Consider the following 24,369-nt stretch of genomic DNA (forward strand, 5'->3'; position numbering starts at 1 on the left):
ACTCCACCGTTATGCTTCGAAAATATAAGCCAGGAAAATAATACAGTGGAGAAAGTCTAAGATATGGCAAGGGCAATCAGCTTGAGTTAGCGCAAATTTTTGTACAACAGTTAAAAAATGTTAACCCTGTAATAGACGAATCAACAAAGAGCCGTTATACATCGCGTCTTTTACCAACGCCGCCCCGGCCATCGTGCCCTGGTTGGTAAACTGCGTGCTTTCCACTACCGTATTCCTGCTGTAGGCGGGCAGCGCCTGCTGACGGATACTGTCAGCAATGGCCGGAAAAAGGATATCAGCCGCTTTACTTAGCGGCGAACCAATAAGAATTTTTTGCGGATTAAATAAATTCACCATGATAGCCAGAATGCGTCCGACATGCGCGCCAACGCCGCTAATAATATCTTTTGCTAATAGATCTCCCTGCATCGCCGCCTGACACAGTGAATCTACCGTTAACGGCTGGCCGTGCAACATTGAACTCATCGACTGATTAAGCCGAAGCTGCGTAAGTTCCAGCACGCTATCGACGCTGGCGATGGTCTCCAGACAGCCATGATTACCGCAATAACAGCGCTTACCATAAGGATCGACCTGGGTATGCCCAATCTCTACCAGACTGCTACTGCCCGCATGAAGCAAATGACCGTCGGTGATAACGCCCGCCCCCACATTATGATCAATCACCACCTGGATAACGTCGCGCGCGCCGCGTGAGGCGCCAAAAAGCGCCTCTGCCATCGTCCAGGCGCTAATATCATGCTGAATGTAAACCGGTACGCCGGTGTGCCGCTCCAGCGCATCTCCCAAAGGCATCTCTTTGACATCTTCGTAATACGGCATCCGGTGCACAACGCCGTTTTCGGTATCGATAATGCCCGGTAACGTAATGGCAATGGAGGTCAGACGCTCCAGTTTCTGCTGATGGCGGGTAAAAAACCGATCAACGTGCGTAATAATTCGCTCAAGCAACGGCGTGGCTTCGGTTAACGGCAGCGGCAGACACTCTTCTACCACCAGTTTGCTGCTAAGATCGCGCAGTGCAAGGAAAATTTCGCCACGGCTAATACGAATAGATAAATAGTGCCAGGCTTCCGTTTCCACCATCAGTCCGACGGCGGGACGTCCACGACTGCCCGCCTCTTTAATTTCAAGTTCCTGAACCAAATGCGCTTCCAGCATTTCGCGAACAATTTTCGTAATACTGGCAGGCGCCAACTGCGCCAGACGAGACAGGTCAATTCGCGATACCGGTCCGAGCTGATCAATCAGGCGATACACTGCGCCAGCATTGGTCTGCTTAATTTGATCGATATGCCCAGGCTGACTATCAGCAACCACCGCTCACTCCCTTTATTTTCGCGCTCCGAAATAATCTGTGTGCTATGGTGAAACACTTCAATACTCGCCGTCAACTTTTTGCTTAGCCGTGTGATTAACTGCACATTTTCACCCTTTTTAAGCGTAATTAATCCCGTCGGGCAGCCAGTAATAGCAGTTGGCAAAACCGCTGTACGGCATGACTCTGTTCATGATGCTTTGGCCATACCAGCCACATTTCAGATACGGCGTCCTCTTCCGCCAAGGGAACCCAGCGCATCTCGCTCATCTGTACACGCTTAAAGGATGCCGGCAGAATCGAGACGCCCAGCCCCGCCGCCACCAGACCGATAATGGTCATTGCCTCGCCAACCTCCTGCGTGATGGTCGGCGACAGGTTATAGCGCCGCATCAGGCCGAGAATATCGTCGTAGAGGCCCGTCCCGACATGTGGATCGAAAAAGACGAAAGGTTCTTCCGCCAGTTCTGTCAGACTGACGACCGGCTTTTGCGCCAGCCGATGTTCGCGCGGGATCATGGCCATAAGCGGCTCATGCAAAATCACCTCGCGATTAAGTGTGTCGGGCAGCGGCGTATTCCGCAGCAAGCCAATATCCAGTACGCCTTCGTTGAGCGGCGCGATTTGCTCACGTGTATTCATTTCACGCGTTTGCATATGCACTCCCGGATAGGACTGGCGGAACAGCGAAAAGGTATGCGATACCGCCCGAATAAAAGGCGCTGAAGACGTAAAGCCAATACGGATTTCACCCGCTTCGCCCTGATGCAACCGCTCGGCGCGAGCGGCGGCGTCGTTTACCAGACTCAGGATGTGTCGGCTATCCACCAGAAACTGTCGCCCGGCGGCGGTTAACGCTACGCTGCGGTTGGTCCGCGCCAGTAATCGCGCGCCGACCTGCTGCTCCAGAATTTGTATCTGCTGACTCAACGGCGGCTGCGAGATATTGAGGCGCGCGGCGGCGCGACCAAAATGCAGCTCTTCTGCTACCGCCACAAAGTAACGTAAATGACGTAATTCGATATTCATATTTTTAACGTCTTATTTGAGACAATTAATATATTAGACAGAATATTTTGCTTTTTCTATGCTTTACATGTCGGTTATACCCGTCTCCTGTTGACGGAGATGTAAAGCAAGGATTTAACGTGAGTCGTACAACTATTCTCGATGACGCCACGGCGAGCGATATCGATGAACAACGCCATTCTCAGCCGGTTCAATTTATTAAACGCGGTACAGCGCCTTTCATGCGCGTCACGCTGGCCCTTTTTTCCGCGGGCCTGGCGACTTTCGCGCTCCTTTATTGCGTTCAGCCTATACTACCGGTACTTTCCCAGGAGTTTGGCGTCTCCCCCGCCAGCAGCAGCGTTTCACTTTCTATTTCTACCGCCATGCTGGCTATCGGCTTACTTTTTACCGGCCCGCTTTCTGATGCGATAGGCCGTAAACCGGTGATGGTCACCGCGTTGTTATTAGCTTCCTGCTGCACATTGTTATCAACCATGATGACCAGCTGGCATGGTATTCTGATTATGCGTGCGCTGATCGGTCTGTCGTTAAGCGGCGTCGCCGCGGTGGGAATGACCTACCTGAGCGAAGAAATCCATCCCAGCTTTGTCGCTTTCTCTATGGGGCTTTATATTAGCGGTAATTCCATCGGCGGGATGAGCGGGCGTTTATTAAGCGGCGTCATGACCGACTTTTTTAACTGGCGCATCGCGCTGGCGGCCATCGGATGCTTTGCGCTTGCGTCCGCGCTGATGTTCTGGAAGATTTTACCCGCCTCGCAACATTTCCGTCCCACGTCGCTACGGCCTAAAACGCTATTTATTAATTTTCGTCTCCACTGGCGCGATCGAGGGTTACCTCTGCTGTTTGCGGAAGGCTTTTTACTGATGGGCGCGTTCGTCACCCTGTTTAACTACATTGGCTATCGCCTGATGCTCTCCCCCTGGGAATTAAGCCAGGCCGTGGTCGGACTGTTATCCGTAGCCTATCTCACCGGCACATGGAGCTCGCCGAAAGCTGGCGCAATGACCTCACGCTATGGCCGGGGGCCGGTGATGCTGTTCTCTACCGCAGTAATGCTGGGTGGGCTTTTACTGACGCTTTTTACCTCGCTTTGGCTGATTTTTGCCGGGATGCTGCTTTTTTCCGCCGGCTTTTTCGCCGCGCACTCCGTGGCCAGTAGTTGGATTGGCCCGCGTGCGCGCCGGGCGAAGGGACAGGCCTCGTCACTTTATCTTTTCAGCTATTATCTGGGGTCCAGTATCGCCGGGACGCTAGGCGGCGTATTCTGGCATAGTTACGGCTGGAACGGCGTAGGCGGTTTTATCGCGCTAATGCTGGTGCTGGCCATCCTGGTCGGGACGCGGTTACATCACCGTCTTCACGCCTGAAAAGAAATAATCCGGCGATAGCAACGTGCGCTATCGCCGGGCTGGTTTCACGCCACGACTCACTGTTCACCATAGACCTGTCAGGCTTGATACGCCCATAACTTCTCTGATTGCATCCAGCGCCAGAAGCGTAAATACCACCCAGATTATCGGATTCATATACGGTGTGCCTGTTATTCTGGAGGGCGGATATTACCGACTCTGCGACCAAAAATAACGGCCGGTAACGTAAAGCTACCTATTATGGTGGGGGCTTACATCACGTTACCGGGGGATTGTACATAGCGTTACATGCCGAAACCAATCACTCACGGAAGCCTTTTGATAACAGCGATATAGTCATTTCACCGGCCCCGCAGTGGGGTTGAATGAAAACCAAATCGAGGGTATCAAAATGAAAAAAGTATTAGCTCTGGTTGTTGCCGCTGCAATGGGTCTCTCTTCCGCAGCATTCGCGGCTGAGACTGCAACGCCTGCGAAAACCGCAACGCCTGCCAAAACAACCCAGAACACCCAGCACCACAAAAAACAGCATAAAAAAACCGTTGAGCAAAAAGCGCAGGCGGCTAAAAAACACCAGAAAAAAGATGGCAAAAAAGCCCCAGCCAAATCTGTGTCAAAAACAACTTCGCAGCCGGCTGCGTAAGTCGTAACATGCTGCGGCGCGCCCCCGCGCCCGTTTTTACGGCGCTAAATTGTTCTGGTTTAGCGCCGCCTTCCAGGAGGGCAAAAAAGTGTCTCGCTACCGCTTTGAGCTCATTCTTATCGTGCTTATTTTATGCGCCGTTATTGCCACGCATTTCTATCTTTCCTGAGTGTAGTTATCTGATTTTACTCCCACTTTCTTACCGTCACGTCTATAGTAGTACTGAGGGTTTGTTGTTAATAATCATAATTACCCACCAGAGTGTGATATGCATAAAACCATTGCTGTATTACTGGGCATAGTGTGTTTTTTACCGGTTATGGCGAAAGCCAGGGGGGCTGAAACAGACGCCACGGATGCCAGCGACGTCAAAACGCTTTTTTTTAACCATGACGATCGGGTGCCCGTCGCCGATCCTACCCAATCGCCGTGGGATGCCATCGGGCAACTAGAGACCGCCAGCGGTAATTTGTGTACGGCAACGCTTATCTCCCCGCATATCGCCCTGACAGCAGGTCACTGCCTGCTAACGCCACCGAAAGGAAAACCAGACAAGGCGGTTGCGCTGCGTTTTGTGGCGCGAAAAGGAGTATGGCGCTATGAAATCCACGGCATTGAAGGCCGCGTTGAACCGTCGCTGGGCCGACGTCTGAAAGCGGATGGCGATGGCTGGATTGTGCCGCCTGCCGCGGCAAGCTGGGATTTTGGTCTGGTAATATTGCGCTACCCACCTTCCGGTATCACGCCAGTGCCTTTATTTACCGGCGATAAAGCGGCGCTCACTGCGGCGTTGAAAGCCGCAGACCGAAAAGTCACGCAGTCCGGTTATCCGGAAGATCATCTGAATGCGCTCTATTCCCATCAGGATTGCGTCGTGACCGGCTGGGCGCAGAATGCCGTACTCTCACACCAGTGCGACACGTTACCTGGCGACAGCGGCTCGCCGCTCTTATTGCACACGGATAGCGGATGGCAGCTCATTGGCGTACAAAGCTCCGCTCCTGCGGCTAAAGATCGCTGGCGCGCCGATAACCGCGCCATATCCGTCACCGGCTTTCGCGATAAGCTGAAAGCTCTGGCGCAGGATTAATGCGGGAATCGCTGCCTGACCGGCAGCGATCGTCTCAGGCAAATTTGATCATGACCATTCCGGCGAGCAGCAATATCACGCCAACCCAGCCTTTGGGATTTAAGCGCTGGCCGAAGAGCACCCAGCCCGCCGCCAACGTGGCGGCAATACCAAAACCGCCCCATAGCGCATACGCCACCGACAGATCTATCCCTTTAACCGCCTGGGAAAGCGCGCTGAAGGCGGCCAGAACAGCGGCAAGCGATAAAATGCCATAGCATTTACGGCGAAAGCCGTCCGAAAATTTCAACAGAACGTTAGCCGCGATTTCCAGCATTATTGCCAGCCCAAGCCAGGCGCCGTGTATCCATTCAAATTGTTGCACGAGTCGCCTCCTTCACCGGTTTGCCGGGTTTACGCGTCCCTGATTTGATCAATACGATGCCAGCGACCAGCGTCAGCAAGCCGGCTATCTTCATGGTTGATAATGCTTCATCAAATAGCAGCACGCTAAAAATGGTAATAAATAAAATGCCGATCCCTTCCCATAAGGCATACGCTACACCCAGGGCAATCTTTTTTACCGCAAAAGAAAGAAATATATATGACAGCGTGATCATCACCAGCATTAAAATAAAACCCGCATTGCCATTACCCACGCTAGCCCATTTCATTGAGAGCGTGCCGGTAATTTCAGTCGCGATAGCCAGAGCTAATAAAATCCAGTAAAACATGACACTTCTCCTGCATGAGAATATACTCTTTCGAGTCTGCTGCACGCAGCAAACTAAAAAATAAAATCAGTTAGCACAGCGCATTGCGCCAGCTCAGGCAGAAGTGAGAGACTAAAGTGCGTTACGCCAGTGCTGCTCGCCGATAAGCAGGAAAAAGGAGGTAGAGTGAAGATGCGTTTGCGTGGAGAAAAAAGCGCTGAACATATTGTCCATAATATTACAATTATCCGCAGTGTTGCTTCTCGTCATCGCGGATGATAATTGTCCTCGGTAGTTGAACACGCCTGATTTGTATCATAAGCCAGGAATTAACTCAAAATATTTTCACTTCTTTACCTGAAGTGTTTGATTTTAACCAGAACAGGTCGACCGACATCACATTATTATTCGTGTCGGCATCAGAAAACAGGGACTGATATGGCAAAACCGATCATCACGCTCAATGGTCTAAAAATCGTCATTATGCTGGGAATGCTGGTGGTTATTCTGAGCGGTATCCGCTTCGCCGCAGATATCATTGTTCCCTTTATTTTGGCGTTATTTATTGCAGTCGTTCTCAATCCCGTTGTGCAACGGATGACCCGATGCCGAATTCCGCGCGTTATCGCCGTATCATTGCTCATTGTGATTATTGTTATGTTAATGGTACTGCTACTGGCCTATTTGGGGACATCATTAAATGAACTGGCTCGTACCCTACCGCAATATCGCTCCTCATTGGTGATACCGTTGCAACGTATTGAACCGTGGTTGCAGCGAGCTGGCATTGGCGTGTCGGTTGATGAGCTGGCGAAATATATCGATCCAAACGCCGCCATGACTCTGGTAACGAACCTGCTCACCCAACTGTCCAATGCCATGTCATCCATCTTTTTATTGCTATTGACCGTGGTATTTATGCTGCTGGAGGTTCCACAATTGCCTGAAAAACTGCAGCAGATGATGAGCCGTCCGGCGGAAGGCATGGCGGCAATTCAACGCGCGCTTGATAGCGTTTCCCATTATCTGGTGTTAAAAACAGCGATCAGTATCGTGACGGGGCTGGTCGCATGGGGAATGCTGGCCGCACTGGATGTCCGCTTCGCCTTTGTCTGGGGTCTACTGGCCTTCGCGCTGAACTATATCCCTAATATTGGATCGGTGCTCGCTGCCCTGCCGCCCATTATTCAGGTGCTGGTATTTAACGGGTTTTATGATGCGCTGCTGGTGCTGGCAGGCTATCTGCTGATTAATCTGGTCTTCGGCAATATCCTTGAGCCACGAATTATGGGACGTGGTTTAGGCCTTTCAACCTTAGTGGTATTTTTGTCGTTAATTTTCTGGGGCTGGTTATTAGGTCCGGTGGGCATGTTGCTCTCCGTTCCGTTAACCATCATTGTCAAAATCGCCCTCGAACAGACCACCGGCGGGCAGAGTATCGCCGTTCTGCTTAGCGATTTAAACAAAAGATAAAATGCAATACATACACAAAATCATTCAAGATGCATCGCGGCGGCAAGGGAAGAAATCCCCGGGAGCATAGATAACGATGTGACCGGGGTTTCTGAGCGCAGCCAACAAAGAGGCAGCTTAAAGGATGAAGTGTATAAAAACGGCCTCCAAAGAGGCCGTCGCACGTTTAAAAGATTAAAGCGCTTTCAGAATTGCATCCACGCTGGCTTTGGCATCGCCAAACAGCATTTGCGTATTCTCTTTAAAGAACAGCGGGTTCTGCACACCAGCATAACCAGTATTCATTGAACGCTTAAAGACCACGACATTCTGTGCTTTCCACACTTCGAGAACCGGCATACCGGCGATCGGGCTGCGGGGATCGTCTTGCGCCGCCGGGTTCACCGTATCGTTCGCGCCAATCACCAGCACGGTATCGGTATCGGCGAAATCATCGTTGATCTCATCCATTTCCAGCACGATGTCATAAGGCACTTTCGCCTCCGCCAACAGCACGTTCATATGCCCCGGCAGGCGACCCGCCACCGGATGAATGCCGAAACGCACGTTGATACCGCGTGCACGCAGTTTTTCGGTGATTTCCGCCACCGGATACTGCGCCTGCGCCACCGCCATCCCGTACCCCGGCGTAATAATGACGGAGTGGGAGTTTTTCAGCATCTCAGCGGTCTCTTCCGCCGTGATTTCGCGATGTTCGCCAGCTTCCTGATCGTCGCCCGTTGAGGAGCCGTCAGTACCGAACCCACCAGCAATAACGCTGATGAAAGAGCGGTTCATCGCTTTACACATAATGTAAGACAGGATCGCACCTGATGAACCGACCAGCGCGCCGGTCACAATCAGCAAATCGTTGCTCAACATGAAGCCAGCCGCCGCGGCAGCCCAACCGGAATAGGAGTTCAGCATTGAAACAACTACCGGCATGTCCGCCCCGCCGATAGAAGCGACCAGATGCCAACCAAACGCCAGCGCGATAATGGTCATCAGCAGCAGCGCCAGAACCTGTAGACCCACGCTTTCGGTACGAACAAAAACCAGCAGCAACAGGAAAGAAACAACCAGCGCCGCCAGGTTCATTTTGTGACGGTTAGGCAACATCAACGGCTTAGAAGAGATTTTGCCGCGCAGTTTACCAAACGCTACGATCGATCCAGTGAAAGTGACTGCGCCAATAAAGATACCGAGGAAGACTTCGGTCAGATGGATATTCACCAGCACCGGCGCCAGACTGGCGTCATGGTACAGATAGCTGTTAAAGCCAACCAGTACCGCAGCCAGGCCCACGAAACTGTGCAGAATCGCGACCAGCTCCGGCATCTCGGTCATCTCAACTTTTTTCGCCATGCGGATGCCAATCGCGCCGCCAATAATCATGGCGACCAGAATCCATGCTACGTTGCCGGTATCCGGCCCGAAAATGGTCGCCAACAACGCGATCGCCATCCCGGCAATACCGAAGTTATTCCCCTGGCGGGACGTTTCATGCTTTGAAAGCCCGGCAAGACTGAAAATAAACAGGATCGCGGCAACAATGTATGCAGCTGTAACTAATCCTCCAGACATGTGTTACCCCTTAGTTTTTCCGGAACATTTTCAGCATACGCTGAGTCACGGTGAAGCCACCGAAAATATTAATGCTGGCGATAAGCACCGCGATAAAGCTCAGGAAGCTGACCCAGCCGCCCTGACCAATTTGCAATAATGCCCCGACAACAATAATCCCTGAAATTGCGTTGGTCACCGACATTAATGGCGTATGAAGCGCATGAGACACGTTCCACACCACGTAATAACCAACCACGCAGGCGAGCGCAAACACGGTAAAATGGCCAAGGAACTCTTTTGGCGCGACATCGGCCAGCCAGCCAAAAAGAATGATCGCCAGCGCCATTAACGCATACTTCCGCCAGGGTGAAGTGGGCTTTTCCGGCTCTTTTGGCGCAGGTGCTGCTTTAGGCGCGGCCTGTGGCTGCGCGGAAACCTGGATTGGCGGCGCAGGCCAGGTAATGTCGCCGTCGCGAATCACCGTCACGCCACGGATCACGACATCGTCAAAATCCACGTCAATATTGCCGTCTTTCTCTTTGCACAGCAGCTTCAGCAGATTAACCAGGTTGGTGCCATAAAGTTGGGATGACTGCGTCGGCAAACGCCCCGGTAGATCGGTGTAGCCAATTACTTTCACGCCATTGTCCGTCGTCACAACCTGATTGGCGACGGTATATTCGCAGTTACCGCCATTCTGCGCGGCCAGGTCGACAATCACGCTGCCGGCCTTCATAGAATCGACCATATCGCGGGTAATCAGCTTCGGCGCTGGTTTGCCCGGAATCAACGCGGTGGTAACAATGATATCGACTTCTTTGGCCTGGGCGGCAAAGAGCGCCATTTCCGCTTTGATAAACGCCTCAGACATCACTTTGGCGTAACCATCGCCGCTACCGGCTTCCTCTTTAAAATCCAGTTCGAGGAACTCAGCCCCCATACTCTGGACCTGCTCTTTGACTTCAGGACGAGTGTCAAACGCGCGGACAATCGCCCCCAGGCTGTTTGCCGCGCCGATAGCCGCAAGACCGGCTACGCCCGCGCCAATCACCATCACCTTCGCCGGCGGCACTTTCCCGGCGGCGGTGATTTGGCCGGTAAAGAAGCGCCCAAATTCATGCGCGGCCTCTACAATGGCGCGATAACCTGCGATATTCGCCATTGAGCTTAACGCGTCGAGCGACTGCGCGCGGGAAATACGCGGTACGGAGTCCATCGCCATCACCGTGACCTTACGTTCGGCAAGTTTCTCCATTAACCCAGGATTTTGCGCAGGCCAGATAAAACTGACCAGCGTAGTCCCGGGGTTCAGTAAAGCGATTTCATCTTCTTCAGGCGCATTAACCTTGAGAATAATTTCCGACTGCCAGATAGCATTGCCGTCTACAATATCCGCGCCAGCCTGCGCAAACGCTTTGTCGTCAAAACTTGCCAGTTGACCCGCCCCGCTTTCGATAGCGACGCTAAACCCCAGCTTCAGTAGCTGCTCTACCGTTTTCGGCGTCGCAGCGACACGGGTTTCATTGGGTAACCGCTCTTTTGGTATGCCAATTCGCATAAATGTTCCCTTCCATCGGTATTTTTGATGATGGTTTGTCAGTAAGCGCGAGAAGCGTACGCCTGCCCGCGTTTGAGGTAAATGTTACCCCAGCAGAATAAAACCGTTACAAACTCTCTATAACCTACTGAAAATAACGCCTGTGATCTAGCGCCAAAAAACAGAATTTTTTATCAAATTTGCAAAACATGAACGATTCAGCCGCTAAGCAGCCATAATGCCTTGAAAATGGCCTGCGAGGGCTGATAATTCGCTCAAATTTGACAGCAAAACATCATTAAACCCCTGATGAGATCAAGAAATTAACATTAAATTAACTTATTAAATTTATGCGCTTCATTAGCTTAGCCGCCCGGACGCCGTTTTTTTCGACATATCGGCAAATGTTATCATCAAAGATAGGATACATGACACGATGCGTGAAAAATCCCGCAGACATCCATATGGTTTAAATGCAATAATCAGCCACGTTTCTAGTCAATAACAATACCAGTACCTGGTTTGCGCAAGGCGAAGGATTATTTTTATGAAGCTTAAGAACACTCTCCTGGCGTCGGCTCTGCTTTCTGCGGCTGCTTTTTCTGTCCATGCAGCAACAGAACTGACGCCGGAGCAAGCGGCTGCACTAAAACCTTATGACCGCATCGTTATTACCGGTCGTTTTAATGCTATTGGCGATGCGGTCTCCGCCGTGTCCCGCCGCGCAGATAAAGAAGGCGCAGCCTCCTTCTATGTTGTCGACACCTCGGAGTTCGGCAACAGTGGTAACTGGCGTGTTGTGGCGGACGTGTATAAAGCCGACGCGCCGAAAGCCGACGCGCCCAAAAATCGTGTCATTAATGGCATCGTGGAATTACCGAAAGACCAGGCCGTACAATTAGAACCGTATGATACCGTCACCGTTCAGGGCTTCTACCGTAGCCAGCCGGAAGTTAACGATGCCATTACGAAAGCGGCGAAACAAAAAGGCGCATACGCTTTCTATATTGTTCGTCAGATAGATGCGAATCAGGGCGGAAACCAGCGCATCACTGCATTTATCTATAAACAAGATGCGAAAAAACGCATCGTCCAGAGCCCAGACGCTATTCCGGCAGACTCTGAAGCTGGCCGCGCCGCGCTGGCTCAGGGCGGCGAAGCTGCGAAGAAAGTCGAAATTCCAGGCGTCGCCACGTCAGCCTCGCCGAGCGCCGAAGTAGGCCGTTTCTTCGAAACGCAATCCTCCAAAGGCGGACGTTACACTGTCACACTACCGGATGGCACAAAAGTTGAGGAGCTGAATAAAGCGACGGCTGCGATGATGGTGCCTTTCGACAGCGTTAAGTTCACCGGCAACTACGGCAATATGACAGAAATCTCCTACCAGGTCGCCAAACGCGCGGCGAAGAAAGGCGCTAAGTATTATCATATTACGCGTCAGTGGCAGGAGCGCGGTAATAACATCACCATCAGCGCCGACCTCTATAAATAAGGCGCGCGTCGCCATCGGGCTTTCTCGCCGGATGGCGGCTTATCAGGCCTACCGTTGAACGATCGTGTAGGCCTGATAAGGCAGGTATGCCGCCATCCGGCACTTTCTCGCGGGATGCCAGTTCCGTCAAATATCGCGATGAATCTCACTTTTCGCTTTTTTGGCGATAAATCTTATCCAGGCCGTTGCATGCGGTCCCTTCTCTCCGTAAAATCCCGCGCCTTAGTGGCTTTCACCATTTTTATGCGTTTTGCCATAATAATTATTCTTCCAATTTAATTTTTATAGCTGGATACCAATGGAAAAAAAACTGGGACTGAGCGCGCTGACCGCGCTGGTTTTAAGCTCAATGCTTGGCGCAGGTGTTTTCAGTCTGCCCCAGAATATGGCCGCCGTTGCCAGTCCGGCTGCGTTGTTAATTGGCTGGGCCATTACCGGCGTGGGGATACTCTTACTGGCATTCGCCATGTTAATCCTTACACGCATTCGCTCCGAGCTTGACGGCGGTATCTTTACTTACGCCCGCGAAGGCTTCGGCGAACTGATTGGCTTTTGTTCTGCCTGGGGCTATTGGCTGTGCGCGGTCATCGCCAACGTATCCTATTTGGTTATCGTTTTTTCAGCGCTGAGTTTCTTTACCGATACGCCTGCCCTGCGTCTGTTTGGCGACGGTAATACCTGGCAGGCTATTGTCGGCGCTTCAGTCCTGCTCTGGATTGTCCATTTCCTCATCCTGCGCGGCGTACAAACGGCAGCCAGCATCAATCTGGTTGCGACTCTGGCGAAACTGTTGCCGCTCGGCGCGTTTATTGTGCTGGCTATCATGATGTTCAAACTGGATACCTTCACTCTGGACTTCACTGGTGTTGAACTCGGTATTCCCGTATGGGAACAGGTCAAGAACACCATGCTTATTACGCTGTGGGTGTTTATTGGCGTTGAAGGCGCCGTCGTCGTCTCGGCCCGAGCGAAAAATAAACGCGATGTAGGCCGCGCCACGCTACTGGCAGTACTCGCAGCGCTGGGAATATATCTCCTGGTCACGCTGCTTTCTCTTGGCGTTCTTGCGCGTCCGGAACTGGCGGAGATGCGCAACCCGTCGATGGCCGGACTAATGGTAAAAATGATGGGGCCGTGGGGAGAAATTATTATTGCAGCGGGACTGATTGTGTCTGTCTGCGGGGCTTATCTAAGCTGGACTATTATGGCGGCGGAGGTGCCATTTCTGGCGGCAGCCTATAAATCCTTCCCGGGCATCTTCGCGCGACAAAATGCGCAAGGCGCGCCTTCTGCATCGTTATGGCTCACCAATATCTGTGTGCAAATCTGTCTGGTGCTGATCTGGCTGACCGGTTCGGACTACAACACGCTATTGACGATTGCGTCAGAAATGATTCTGGTGCCCTACTTTCTGGTCGGCGCATTTCTGCTGAAGATTGCAACACGTCCCCTCCATCGGGCGGTCGGTATCGGAGCCTGTATTTATGGCTTATGGTTATTATATGCGTCGGGTCCCATGCACCTGCTGCTGTCCGTCGTGCTGTACGCGCCTGGATTACTGGTTTTCCTGTATGCGCGTCGGACGCACAAGCATGACAACGTGTTAAATCGTCAGGAAGTCGTGCTGATTGGTTTATTGCTGGTCGCGGCGGTTCCGGCTACGTGGATGCTGGTGGGTTGACAACCTCCCCATCGTAATATCCGTCTGTATTACGATGGGGAAACCACGGTCTTTGCCAATATTAATGCCATTTAATCCAGCAAAAAATCAGCAGCCACGCGCTTAGCCCCCAGCAGACCACCGCACCGCCAAGCGCGACGGGCAGGCGCATCACGCCGCTGAAATACCATAGCGTTGCAAGATAAATGAAATAAGGAATGATCGACCACATGCTAAAGACGATGGTGGTACGCATCGCGTCGATGCCCCGCTCACTGGCCACGATATAGTGCGCGATAAGCGCAAACGTTGGAAACAGAGGAATTAATCCGGCGATATAATAATTTTTCGTTTTTGACAGCAAACCAATCAATACGACGACCAGCGCCCCCAGGGCAGCTTTAATCACGAGTCCCATTACCTTGCCTTAACATGCTAATAACAACAGCGTGTAGCATAACGGAACCGCTCTCGTTTAGAAAAGATTTATGGAAGGGAAAACAGAGGCGGTGTATGTTGGCGTTTTCTATTCTCCATTTATAATATGAACCGCATTGTATTTGTTGAAGACGACGCTGAAGTGGGTTCTCTCATTGCCGCTTATCTGGCGAAACATGATATTGATGTCATTGTTGAGCCGCGTGGTGACCGGGCGGAGGATCTTATCCTCACCACTCAGCCCGATCTGGTTTTACTGGATATTATGCTTCCAGGTAAAGATGGCATGACGATATGCCGCGATTTACGCCACCGCTGGCAAGGCCCGATTGTCCTGCTCACCTCGCTGGACAGTGATATGAATCATATTCTGGCGCTGGAGATGGGCGCCTGCGACTACATCCTCAAAACCACTCCTCCGGCCGTTTTGCTGGCACGTCTGCGCTTACACCTGCGGCAAAGCGAACAAACGCAACAGGCAAAAAGTCTTCAGGAGAGCGCGCTTACGCCGCATAAAGCGCTGCGTTTTGGCGCGTTAACCATCGATCCCCTTAACCGGGCGGTCCAGCTCAATGGCGATTTCATATCGCTCTCCACCGCCGATTTTGAATTGCTCTGGGAACTGGCGACACACGCCGGACAAATTATGGATCGCGACGCGTTGCTAAAAACGCTGCGCGGCGTCAATTATGATGGTCTGGATCGCAGCGTGGATGTGGCGATTTCCCGCCTGCGTAAGAAACTGCTGGATAGCGCTGCTGAGCCCTATCGTATAAAGACCATTCGCAATAAAGGCTATCTTTTTGCCCCTCATGCCTGGGACGAAACGACGGGATAAGTTAGCCGACAGATTTTACCTGCCTTTATTAAGTCATAGTGGCGATGCTCATCACCGCCACTGTTCAAAAAACAGACATTGTATACATGGATGCTATTTTTATTAGTCGGAACAGCCCCTTTATTACCGTTTTCTCTGCGTTGCGGTTCTTCATTACGTCTTTTTCGCTCAAGAAAATTAAATTAAAAAAACTCGAAGCCAGTTCACAAAATTGATAACAGAATGTCTGCCCGCCGCTATATTGCCATCTTTTTTCGCAAATTGTGAAATAAAACAAATCACAACCATGAATATATAATAACAAATATATTCACCATAAATATATGCGTTTCCGATAGTAACTTTTGTATTAATTAATAACATATAAGAAAAGTTAGCATTTGCTGAAATAATATTATTCAGATTAGGATGCCTTTGATTCAACGAATCTGTAGAAGTTCAATCTTTTGCAAATAAGTTAAGTTTTTAAGGATAAAAAAATGAAAAGAAAAGTATTGGCACTTGTCATCCCGGCTCTGCTGGCTGCTGGCGCAGCACACGCCGCTGAAATTTATAACAAAGACGGCAACAAACTGGACCTTTACGGGAAAGTAGACGGCCTGCACTATTTCTCTGATGACTCTTCTAAAGATGGCGATCAGACCTATATGCGTGTCGGCTTTAAAGGCGAAACACAGATTAACGACCAACTGACCGGTTACGGCCAGTGGGAATATAACGTTCAGGCTAACACTACCGAAGGCGAAGGCGCTAATTCCTGGACTCGTCTGGCATTCGCCGGCCTGAAATTCGGCGACTACGGCTCATTCGACTATGGTCGTAACTACGGCGTCCTGTACGACGTGGAAGGCTGGACCGATATGCTGCCTGAGTTCGGCGGCGACTCCTATACTTACGCTGACAACTATATGACCGGTCGTGCTAACGGCGTGGCCACCTACCGTAACACTGATTTCTTCGGTCTGGTAGACGGTCTGAACTTCGCGTTGCAATATCAGGGTAAAAATGAAAGCCAAAGCGCTGACGATGTAAATATCGGTACCAATAACCGTAATAATGGCGACGATATTCGTTACGATAACGGTGATGGCTTCGGTATTTCTACTACCTATGATATTGGCATGGGCTTCAGCGCAGGCGCTGCGTATACCACTTCCGATCGTACTAATGAGCAAGTCAATGCTGGCGGCACGATTGCTGGCGGCGACAAAGCGGATGCATGGACAGCTGGCTTGAAATATGATGCCAACAACATCTATTTAGCGACTATGTATTCTGAAACCCGTAATATGACGCCTTATGGTAAAACGGATGCGGGTTATGCTGGCGGCGTAGCAAACAAAACGCAAAACTTCGAAGTTACAGCCCAATATCAATTTGATTTCGGTCTGCGCCCGGCGGTTTCTTTCCTGATGTCTAAAGGTAAAGATCTGACCTATAACAACGTTAATGGCGATGATAAAGACCTGGTTAAATATGCTGATGTAGGTGCTACCTACTATTTCAACAAAAACTTCTCCACCTATGTTGATTATAAAATCAACCTGCTGGATGATGACGACCCGTTCTATAAAGATGCCGGTATCAGCACTGATGATATCGTCGCGCTGGGTATGGTTTACCAGTTCTAATTATTCATTAATTCTTCTCAAGCCCGCCGTTTCGGCGGGCTTTTCTTTTTTCATTACCACCGTTCTAAAAACAGAACGCACTGTTCCCTGGGCACAGATTGAACAATTCTTGTTCGCTCTCTATGGTTTGCTTATCGCCCGACAAAAGGAACATGCTAATGATCAGTCTCGTCCCGCCTCTGCTTTCCAGAACCGCGCTTCTCTTTCTGCTCACGGCCACAGGCGCAGCCACCGCCGCCCGCCCGGCAGCGGATATTATTTTGCATAACGGTAATATCATCACTCTGAATGATGCCCAGCCGCAGGCCAGCGCGCTGGCGATTTCCGGCTCGCGGATTGTGGCGATTGGCGATGATACGGCGACAAATGAATGGCGCGGCGACCATACCCGTACCATCGATTTACAGGGTAAAACCGTGATACCCGGCCTGACCGATACCCACATCCACGCCATTCGCGGCGGACAAACCTGGACATTCGAAACCTACTGGTACGACAGCCCTTCGCTTAAAGACGCGCTGGATAAATTACGCGCCGACGCTAACCGTCGTCCCCACGATCAATGGGTAGCCGTAGTGGGATCGTGGATACCGGCACAATTTGCAGAAAACCGGGCGCCGACGGTAGCCGAATTGAGCCACGCCCTTCCCGATCATCCGGCTTATATTCAGTATCTGTACGACTATGCGTTAGTGAATCAGCGCGGTATAGACGTACTTGGCCTTAACGACACCCCTCCTCCTGATTTAGCGGGAATCCGCGTAGAGCGCGACGCAAAAGGTAGCGCCACGGGGAAATTATTTGGTGACATCGCCGCGTTTAACCAGCTTTTTGCCAGCATAAGTAGTAACGCCGATCGTGAGGGTGGTCTGCGGCAATTTTTCGCTGATATGAACGCTCGCGGCGTGACCGGCATCATTGACCCCTCTGCCGGGCCTGCCGCCGCTTATGAGCCTTTATTTACAATGCGAAACCAGGGGGATTTACCGCTGCGCGTGGGGTATCGCATTCCGGTACAGCCAGAAGCGAAAGGTCATGAAGCGCAGTGGTTCAGCAACCTGATGGCCTTTCGCCCGGCGCGTGCCGATGACGGGCAACTGGCTTTTCTTGGCCTGGGGGAAAGCCTGGTGGCCGGAATGAATGACGGCGTGCGGATGGCCCCAGGGTTTTCTTCCTCAGAGCAGGACAAAACCGCGCTTCGCCAGGTCGCGACGTTTGCGGCAAAACGGGGAATACCGCTTGAGATCCATGCCTATACCGATGACAGCGCCGACGCGATATTGACGATTTTTGAGCAGGTAGCGCAGCAGTACGATCTGCGCCCTCTCCGCTGGTCTATTGCGCATCTGAATACCGGTTCGCCACAGACGCTTGAACGAATGCGTAAGCTGGGTCTGGCATACACTGTGCAAATGGGGCCTTACTTTGAGGGGCTTGCCATCCGTGACGCCAATCCACCCGGCGCGACGGACAATTCGCCGCCGGTTCGACTGGCGCTGGATAAAGGGCTTGTCGTGGCTGGCGGTACCGATTCGACGCGTATTGGCATTGCCGGTGTCTGGCACGCTATCGAATATCATATCACCGGTATAGCGTCAGGCGGTTCCGTGCGTAAACCCGCCAGCGAGCGGCTCACGCGTCTGGAAGCGCTAGCGTTATATACACGTCATGCCGCCTGGCTCGCCTTTGCCGAACAACACCGGGGCCAGCTTAGCGTCGGAAAACAGGCCGATCTGGCGGTACTCAATCAGCCATTTATGACGATGCCGGAAGACAGAATTGATACCATTCGCGCTGTTTTGACGCTTGTCGATGGACGCATTGTTCACGAAAGCCCGGACCTTAACGCCGGACAATGAGGTTGTCAGTTGACGCAAAGCCTGCTTTTATAACCCACCAGCGGCGCTGACGGGAAATCTTTTTCGTCAGCGCGCGATAGAGCTAATGTATTGAGATCCGGTGGGCGTTGATGAAAAAGCTGTTTGTGCAGTTTTACCTTTTGCTGTTCGTCTGTTTTCTGGTCATGACCTTATTGGTCGGACTGGTGTACAAATTCACCGCCGAACGCGCGGGCAGGCAATCGCTCGACGATCTGATGAAAAGTTCGCTCTATCTGATGCGCAGCGAACTGCGGGAAATTCCGCCGCGTGAATGGGGGAAAACGTTAAAAGAGATGGACCTGAACCTCTCTTTCGATTTACGCGTTGAACCGTTAAATCACTATAAGCTTGATGCCGCCACCACGCAGCGACTGCGTGAAGGCGATATTGTCGCGCTTGACGATCAATACACCTTTATTCAGCGTATCCCACGCAGCCATTACGTCCTGGCGGTCGGCCCGGTTCCCTACCTCTATTTCCTGCATCAAATGCGACTGCTGGATATCGCCTTAATGGCGCTCATTGCCTTTTCTCTCGCCTTTCCTGTGTTTATCTGGATGCGCCCGCACTGGCAAGAAATGCTCAGGCTCGAATCCGCCGCGCAGCGCTTTGGCGAGGGTCATTTGACTGAACGCCTGCACTTCGATAATGGCTCCAGTTTCGAGCGTCTGGGCGTCGCGTTCAACCAGATGGCGGATAACATTAATGCCCTGATCGCCAGTAAAAAACAGCTGATTGACGGTATCGCCCATGAGCTTCGCACGCCGCTGGTACGTTTACGCTATCGGCTTGAAATGAGTGAAAATCTGACACCGCCGGAATCACAGGCGCTCAATCGCGATATTGGTCAACTGGAAGCGCTGATTGAAGAACTGCTCACCTATGCGCGCCTTGACCGACCACAAAATGAACTGATGTTGACCGAACCCGACCTCCCCGCCTGGTTGCTCGCGCATTTGCAGGACGTGCAAAGCGTGACCCCGGAACGCGCCGTAAACCTTGTCACATGTGTAATCGGCGATTATGGCGCGCTTGATATGCGGTTAATGTCGCGAGTGCTGGATAACCTGCTGAATAATGCGTTGCGCTACAGTCGTACCACCGTTCAAGTCAGTCTGTTACTCGACGGCAGTCAGGCAACATTGATAGTCGAAGATGATGGCCCCGGCATTGAAACGGATGCGCGTGAGCGCATATTTGAACCTTTTGTCAGACTCGACCCCAGTAGAGACCGGGCGACAGGCGGCTGCGGGCTTGGACTCGCCATCGTACACTCTATCGCCCTGGCGATGGGCGGTAGCGTCGTCTGTGACGAGAGCGAACTGGGCGGCGCAAAATTTAGCTTTCGCTGGCCGGTCTGGCACGCGATGCCCGACATGACCGCTGCCTGACGCATTTTGCACGCTGGTTGAGCGGCGGGAACTGTGCTATACATATAGTATGTTGTAACTAAAGTGAATGATACCATGTCCCGCTACGATCTCGTTGAACGCCTGAATGGCACTTTTCGCCAGATAGAACAACACCTGGCGGCGCTGACGGATAATCTACAGCAGCATTCGCTACTTATCGCCCGTGTCTTTTCACTGCCGCAGGTGACCAAAGAGGCGGAACATGCGCCGCTGGATACTATCGAGGTAACGCAACATCTGGGGAAAGAGGCCGAAGCGCTGGCGCTACGTCACTATCGCCATTTGTTTATTCAACAGCAGTCCGAAAACCGCAGCAGTAAAGCCGCCGTCCGCCTGCCTGGCGTCTTATGCTATCAAGTGGATAATGCGACACAGTTAGATCTGGAAAATCAGATACAGCGCATTAACCAGTTGAAAACCACCTTCGAGCAGATGGTTACGGTAGAGTCCGGTCTTCCCTCAGCGGCACGTTTTGAGTGGGTGCATCGGCATCTACCCGGCTTAATTACTCTGAACGCTTACCGCACGCTGACGCTTATCAATAACCCCGCCACCATACGTTTCGGCTGGGCAAATAAACATATTATTAAAAATTTAAGCCGGGATGAGGTTCTGAGCCAGTTGAAAAAAAGCCTCGCGTCACCGCGCAGCGTCCCGCCGTGGACGCGCGAACAATGGCAATTCAAGCTGGAACGGGAATATCAGGATATCGCTGCCTTACCGCAGCAGGCCCGACTCAAGATTAAGCGTCCGGTTAAAGTACAGCCGATCGCCCGCATCTGGTATAAAGGCCAGCAGAAACAGGTGCAACACGCCTGCCCCACGCCGATTATCGCATTAATCAACACGGACAACGGCGCTGGCGTGCCGGATATTGGCGGGCTGGAAAACTATGACGCCGATAATATTCAGCACCGTTTTAAACCACAGGCGCAGCCGCTGCGACTGATTATTCCGCGACTGCACCTGTATGTGGCGGATTAACGTCCCGGCGTCATACTGCCAACCATTAACTCCGGACGTACCCAGGCGTCGAACTCCTCGACGCTAAGGTATCCTAATGCCACGGCTGAGGCTTTGAGCGTCAGCCCTTCTTTATGCGCCTTCTTAGCAATCTCTGCCGCTTTATCGTAACCGATGTGCGTATTCAGCGCAGTGACCAGCATCAGCGACTCATTCAGCAACTGCGTAATACGCTCGCGGTTTGGCTCGATTCCTGACGCACAGTGTTTATTAAAACTCGCCATGCCATCGGCCAACAGGCGCACCGTTTGCAGAAAATTATGAATAACCATCGGACGATAGACGTTGAGCTCAAAGTTGCCCGATGCGCCCCCCATATTGATGGCCACATCGTTACCCATCACCTGGCAACATAGCATCGTTACCGCTTCACACTGGGTCGGGTTCACTTTACCAGGCATAATGGAACTGCCTGGCTCATTCTCCGGGATAGCAATCTCGCCAATGCCGCAGCGCGGGCCGGACGCCAGCCAGCGAACATCGTTGGCGATTTTCATCAGCGAGGCCGCCAGTCCTTTTAATGCGCCATGCGCCTGTACCAACGCGTCACAGGTCGCCAGCGCTTCGAATTTATTCGGGGCGGTAACAAACGGCGCCGCGGTAATCGTCGCCAGTTCCTCGGCCACGCGCCGGGCATATTCCGGGTGGGTATTAAGCCCTGTCCCTACTGCGGTTCCGCCGAGCGCCAGTTCCGCGACGTGCGGTAAACTGTGCTCAATGTGTCTGAGGTTATGTTCCAGCATGGCTACCCAACCGGAAATCTCCTGGCCTAAGGTGAGCGGCGTCGCGTCCTGCAGGTGAGTACGGCCAATTTTGACAATATTGGCGAAAGCGTGGGATTTATCGCGAAGCGTATCCGTTAATGCGGATAATTGCGGGATAAGGTGTTCGCGTAACGCCAGTAACGCCGCCACGTGCATGGCGGTTGGGAACACATCGTTTGAGCTTTGACTCTTATTGACGTCATCATTGGGATGCACCTTGCGTTCCATACCGCGAACGCCGCCCAAAATTTCACTGGCGCGGTTCGCTAACACTTCATTCATATTCATGTTGCTTTGCGTACCGGACCCGGTCTGCCAAATCGCCAGCGGAAACTCATCAGCATGTTTTCCCGCCAGCACTTCATCAGCCGCCTGGATAATCGCGCTGGCTTTTTCCGCCGCCAACAACCCTAAGTCCTGGTTGACCTTCGCAGCGGCGCGCTTGGTCAACGCCAGAGCGTGAATGAGCGAGACGGGCATTTTCTCCGTGGAAATCCGAAAATGCTCCAGCGAACGTTGAGTCTGCGCTCCCCACAGTTTATCTGCCGGGACTTCAATCGCGCCCATTGAATCTTTCTCGCGGCGTACCGTTACCATTACCTGCTCCTTACTCAAGTTGATGAGATCATGTGTCGACATTGCTCACATGTTTGCGGTCTTATGAGTATTAACGATAACAACACAACGGTGTAGACCGGATAAGGCGCTTGCGCCGTTCTCCGGCAAAATAGCGAATTATGTTACCGCCCCGCAGGGCGGCGACATTACTTAACGCAGCGCGCGCACTGCGATGACTGAATCTGCTGGAAGAAATCGTTACCTTTATCATCCACCAGAATAAAGGCCGGAAAATCCTCCACTTCAATTTTCCAGATAGCCTCCATACCCAGTTCAGGATATTCCACGCACTCCAGGCGCTTGATACTACCCTGCGCCAGAACGGCTGCCGGGCCGCCGATACTGCCCAGGTAGAAGCCGCCATGTTTCTTACAGGCATCGGTCACCTGCTGGCTGCGGTTGCCTTTCGCCAGCATGATCATACTGCCGCCCTGCGACTGGAGCTGATCAACATAAGAGTCCATTCGTCCTGCGGTAGTCGGCCCAAGCGACCCGGAGGCATACCCTTCCGGCGTTTTTGCCGGCCCCGCATAATAGATAGGATGATCTTTGATGTACTGCGGCAAACCTTCGCCTCTGTCCATCCGTTCTTTCAGTTTAGCGTGCGCGATGTCGCGGCCCACAATAATCGTGCCGTTCAGCGACAGGCGCGTTGATACCGGATACTGCGACAGTTGTTGCAGTATCTCGCTCATGGGACGGTTAAGATCAACGCGCACCGCCTCGCCCTCTCCCGCCTGGCGCAGCGCCTCTGGAATATATTTACCGGGATTGCGCACCAGCTTCTCGATCCAGATCCCGTCCCGGTTGATCTTCGCTTTAATGTTTCGATCCGCGGAGCAGGACACGCCCATACCTACCGGACACGATGCCCCGTGGCGCGGCAATCGGATGACACGAATATCGTGAGCGAAATACTTGCCGCCGAACTGCGCGCCTAAGCCAAGATTTTGCGCCTCAAGCAACAATTCTTTTTCCAGCTCAATATCGCGGAAGGCCTGCCCGTGTTCATTGCCTTCGGTCGGTAGCGCATCATAGTATTTTGCCGAGGCCAGCTTAACGGTCTTCAGGTTCGCTTCCGCCGAGGTGCCGCCAATGACAAACGCGATGTGATACGGCGGACAAGCGGCGGTGCCCAGCGTACGCATCTTATCAACGAGATAATTTTTGAGCTTACCCGGCGTCAGAAGCGCTTTTGTCTCCTGATAGAGGTAGGTTTTATTCGCCGATCCGCCGCCTTTAGCGATACAGAGGAATTTATATTCATCGCCATCGACGCTGTAGAGATCGATCTGCGCCGGCAGATTAGTACCGGTATTGACCTCTTTGTACATATCCAGCGCCGCGTTTTGCGAATAGCGCAGGTTATCTTCGATATAGGTGTTATATACGCCGCGAGCCAGCGCCGCTTCATCACCTCCGCCAGTCCAGACGCGTTGGCCTTTTTTGCCGACAATAATGGCCGTACCGGTATCCTGGCAGGTGGGCAACACGCCCTTGGCCGCGATATCGGAGTTTCGCAGGAATTGCAGCGCGACATATTTGTCGTTTTCACTGGCCTGCGGATCGCGCAGAATATCCGCCACCTGCTGCTGATGCGCGGGACGTAGCATAAAAGACGCATCGTGGAAGGCCTGACGCGCCAACAGCGTTAGCGCTTCCGGCGCGACTTTCAGGATCTCTTGTCCTTCAAATTCGGCGACGGAAACATGTTCGCTGGTCAACAAGTAGTACTCGGTATCGTCCTTTTTGAGGGGAAAAGGGTCTTGATAAAAGAAGGGTTTGTTTGACATTGTGCTCTCACTTACCGCTCGGTATGGTTATTCTCTGGGCAGGTGTTCCATTGCCCGACTAAAAGCGAGTAACACTATCCTACACAATTTTTTAAC

The 24,369-nt window shown here is 52.1% G+C and carries 21 protein-coding genes; 11 read left to right on the plus strand and 10 right to left on the minus strand.

Going from position 1 to position 24,369, the window contains the following annotated elements; all coding sequences use genetic code 11:
• Positions 1-120: 120 nt before the first annotated feature.
• Positions 121-1,341, minus strand: coding sequence for a sugar metabolism global transcriptional regulator Mlc (gene mlc / locus EOS98_RS12000; protein ID WP_000225094.1), 1,221 nt, complete (start codon positions 1,339-1,341; stop codon positions 121-123).
• A gap of 127 nt (positions 1,342-1,468) precedes the next feature.
• Positions 1,469-2,368, minus strand: a complete 900-nt coding sequence (locus EOS98_RS12005; protein ID WP_001019577.1) for a LysR family transcriptional regulator — start codon at positions 2,366-2,368, stop codon at positions 1,469-1,471.
• Positions 2,369-2,487: 119 nt separating this feature from the next.
• Here EOS98_RS12005 and EOS98_RS12010 point away from each other — a divergent pair, with 119 nt between their 5' ends.
• On the plus strand, positions 2,488-3,741 hold the full coding sequence (locus EOS98_RS12010; protein WP_000091796.1) for an MFS transporter: 1,254 nt from the start codon (positions 2,488-2,490) through the stop codon (positions 3,739-3,741).
• Positions 3,742-3,807: 66 nt separating this feature from the next.
• Here EOS98_RS12010 and EOS98_RS24870 read toward each other — a convergent pair whose 3' ends face one another.
• Complete coding sequence (locus EOS98_RS24870; RefSeq protein WP_001068154.1) at positions 3,808-3,900, minus strand: KPN_01571 family protein; 93 nt, start codon at positions 3,898-3,900, stop codon at positions 3,808-3,810.
• A 235-nt stretch (positions 3,901-4,135) separates the two neighbouring features.
• Between EOS98_RS24870 and asr the strand changes: the two genes are divergently transcribed.
• Complete coding sequence (gene asr, locus EOS98_RS12015) at positions 4,136-4,387, plus strand: acid resistance repetitive basic protein Asr (protein ID WP_023193189.1); 252 nt, start codon at positions 4,136-4,138, stop codon at positions 4,385-4,387.
• Between the two features lie 268 nt (positions 4,388-4,655).
• Positions 4,656-5,477: a trypsin-like serine peptidase gene (locus EOS98_RS12020; RefSeq protein ID WP_000549649.1), complete on the plus strand. Its 822-nt coding sequence runs from the start codon at positions 4,656-4,658 to the stop codon at positions 5,475-5,477.
• A gap of 34 nt (positions 5,478-5,511) precedes the next feature.
• Here EOS98_RS12020 and mdtI read toward each other — a convergent pair whose 3' ends face one another.
• Both mdtI and mdtJ read right to left on the minus strand, forming a co-directional pair.
• Positions 5,512-5,841, minus strand: a complete 330-nt coding sequence (gene mdtI / locus EOS98_RS12025) for a multidrug/spermidine efflux SMR transporter subunit MdtI (protein ID WP_001183821.1) — start codon at positions 5,839-5,841, stop codon at positions 5,512-5,514.
• Complete coding sequence (mdtJ, locus tag EOS98_RS12030; protein WP_000500278.1) at positions 5,828-6,190, minus strand: multidrug/spermidine efflux SMR transporter subunit MdtJ; 363 nt, start codon at positions 6,188-6,190, stop codon at positions 5,828-5,830. Before mdtJ ends, mdtI begins: the two co-directional genes overlap by 14 nt.
• Positions 6,191-6,607: 417 nt before the next feature.
• Here mdtJ and EOS98_RS12040 point away from each other — a divergent pair, with 417 nt between their 5' ends.
• Positions 6,608-7,642, plus strand: a complete 1,035-nt coding sequence (locus EOS98_RS12040) for an AI-2E family transporter (protein ID WP_001118267.1) — start codon at positions 6,608-6,610, stop codon at positions 7,640-7,642.
• A gap of 174 nt (positions 7,643-7,816) precedes the next feature.
• On the opposite strand, the gene pntB is transcribed toward EOS98_RS12040, so the two are convergent.
• Positions 7,817-9,205, minus strand: coding sequence for a Re/Si-specific NAD(P)(+) transhydrogenase subunit beta (gene pntB / locus EOS98_RS12045; protein ID WP_000014056.1), 1,389 nt, complete (start codon positions 9,203-9,205; stop codon positions 7,817-7,819).
• A 10-nt stretch (positions 9,206-9,215) separates the two neighbouring features.
• Positions 9,216-10,745 (minus strand): Re/Si-specific NAD(P)(+) transhydrogenase subunit alpha, encoded by a 1,530-nt coding sequence (pntA, locus tag EOS98_RS12050; protein ID WP_001219355.1) that lies wholly within the window; start codon positions 10,743-10,745, stop codon positions 9,216-9,218.
• Between the two features lie 526 nt (positions 10,746-11,271).
• On the opposite strand from pntA, the gene ydgH reads away from it, so the two are divergent.
• Together ydgH and EOS98_RS12065 are read left to right on the plus strand one after the other, a co-directional pair.
• Positions 11,272-12,216, plus strand: coding sequence for a DUF1471 family protein YdgH (ydgH, locus tag EOS98_RS12055; RefSeq protein ID WP_000769294.1), 945 nt, complete (start codon positions 11,272-11,274; stop codon positions 12,214-12,216).
• Between the two features lie 298 nt (positions 12,217-12,514).
• Positions 12,515-13,897, plus strand: a complete 1,383-nt coding sequence (locus tag EOS98_RS12065; protein WP_000412353.1) for an amino acid permease — start codon at positions 12,515-12,517, stop codon at positions 13,895-13,897.
• Positions 13,898-13,958: 61 nt separating this feature from the next.
• Here EOS98_RS12065 and EOS98_RS12070 read toward each other — a convergent pair whose 3' ends face one another.
• Complete coding sequence (locus EOS98_RS12070; RefSeq protein ID WP_000524877.1) at positions 13,959-14,294, minus strand: GlpM family protein; 336 nt, start codon at positions 14,292-14,294, stop codon at positions 13,959-13,961.
• Between the two features lie 126 nt (positions 14,295-14,420).
• Between EOS98_RS12070 and rstA the strand changes: the two genes are divergently transcribed.
• The 5 genes from rstA to tus all read left to right on the plus strand — a co-directional run bounded on the left by rstA (position 14,421) and on the right by tus (position 21,059).
• A complete protein-coding gene (rstA, locus tag EOS98_RS12075) occupies positions 14,421-15,152 on the plus strand; it encodes a two-component system response regulator RstA (RefSeq protein WP_001080048.1) in 732 nt (243 codons plus the stop codon).
• A gap of 479 nt (positions 15,153-15,631) precedes the next feature.
• The gene (gene ompS2, locus EOS98_RS12085; RefSeq protein WP_023138129.1) at positions 15,632-16,783 is read left to right on the plus strand and encodes a porin OmpS2; all 1,152 of its coding nucleotides are present in this window, start codon (positions 15,632-15,634) and stop codon (positions 16,781-16,783) included.
• Positions 16,784-16,935: 152 nt separating this feature from the next.
• Positions 16,936-18,642, plus strand: coding sequence for an amidohydrolase (locus tag EOS98_RS12090; protein WP_072276072.1), 1,707 nt, complete (start codon positions 16,936-16,938; stop codon positions 18,640-18,642).
• A gap of 110 nt (positions 18,643-18,752) precedes the next feature.
• Positions 18,753-20,054 (plus strand): two-component system sensor histidine kinase RstB, encoded by a 1,302-nt coding sequence (gene rstB / locus EOS98_RS12095; RefSeq protein ID WP_126524091.1) that lies wholly within the window; start codon positions 18,753-18,755, stop codon positions 20,052-20,054.
• Positions 20,055-20,129: 75 nt separating this feature from the next.
• Positions 20,130-21,059 carry a DNA replication terminus site-binding protein gene (gene tus / locus EOS98_RS12100; protein ID WP_000092489.1) on the plus strand — a complete coding sequence of 310 codons (930 nt, stop codon included), beginning with the start codon at positions 20,130-20,132 and terminating at the stop codon, positions 21,057-21,059.
• Here the strand turns inward: tus and fumC are convergent.
• Complete coding sequence (gene fumC / locus EOS98_RS12105; protein WP_126524090.1) at positions 21,056-22,459, minus strand: class II fumarate hydratase; 1,404 nt, start codon at positions 22,457-22,459, stop codon at positions 21,056-21,058. The genes tus and fumC overlap by 4 nt on opposite strands.
• 167 nt (positions 22,460-22,626) lie before the next feature.
• Positions 22,627-24,273, minus strand: a complete 1,647-nt coding sequence (gene fumB, locus EOS98_RS12110; protein WP_127821170.1) for a class I fumarate hydratase — start codon at positions 24,271-24,273, stop codon at positions 22,627-22,629.
• Between the last annotated feature and the right edge of the window lie 96 nt (positions 24,274-24,369).

The sequence above is a fragment of the Salmonella sp. SSDFZ69 genome (assembly GCF_004010755.1).
Lineage (GTDB): Bacteria > Pseudomonadota > Gammaproteobacteria > Enterobacterales > Enterobacteriaceae > Salmonella > Salmonella enterica.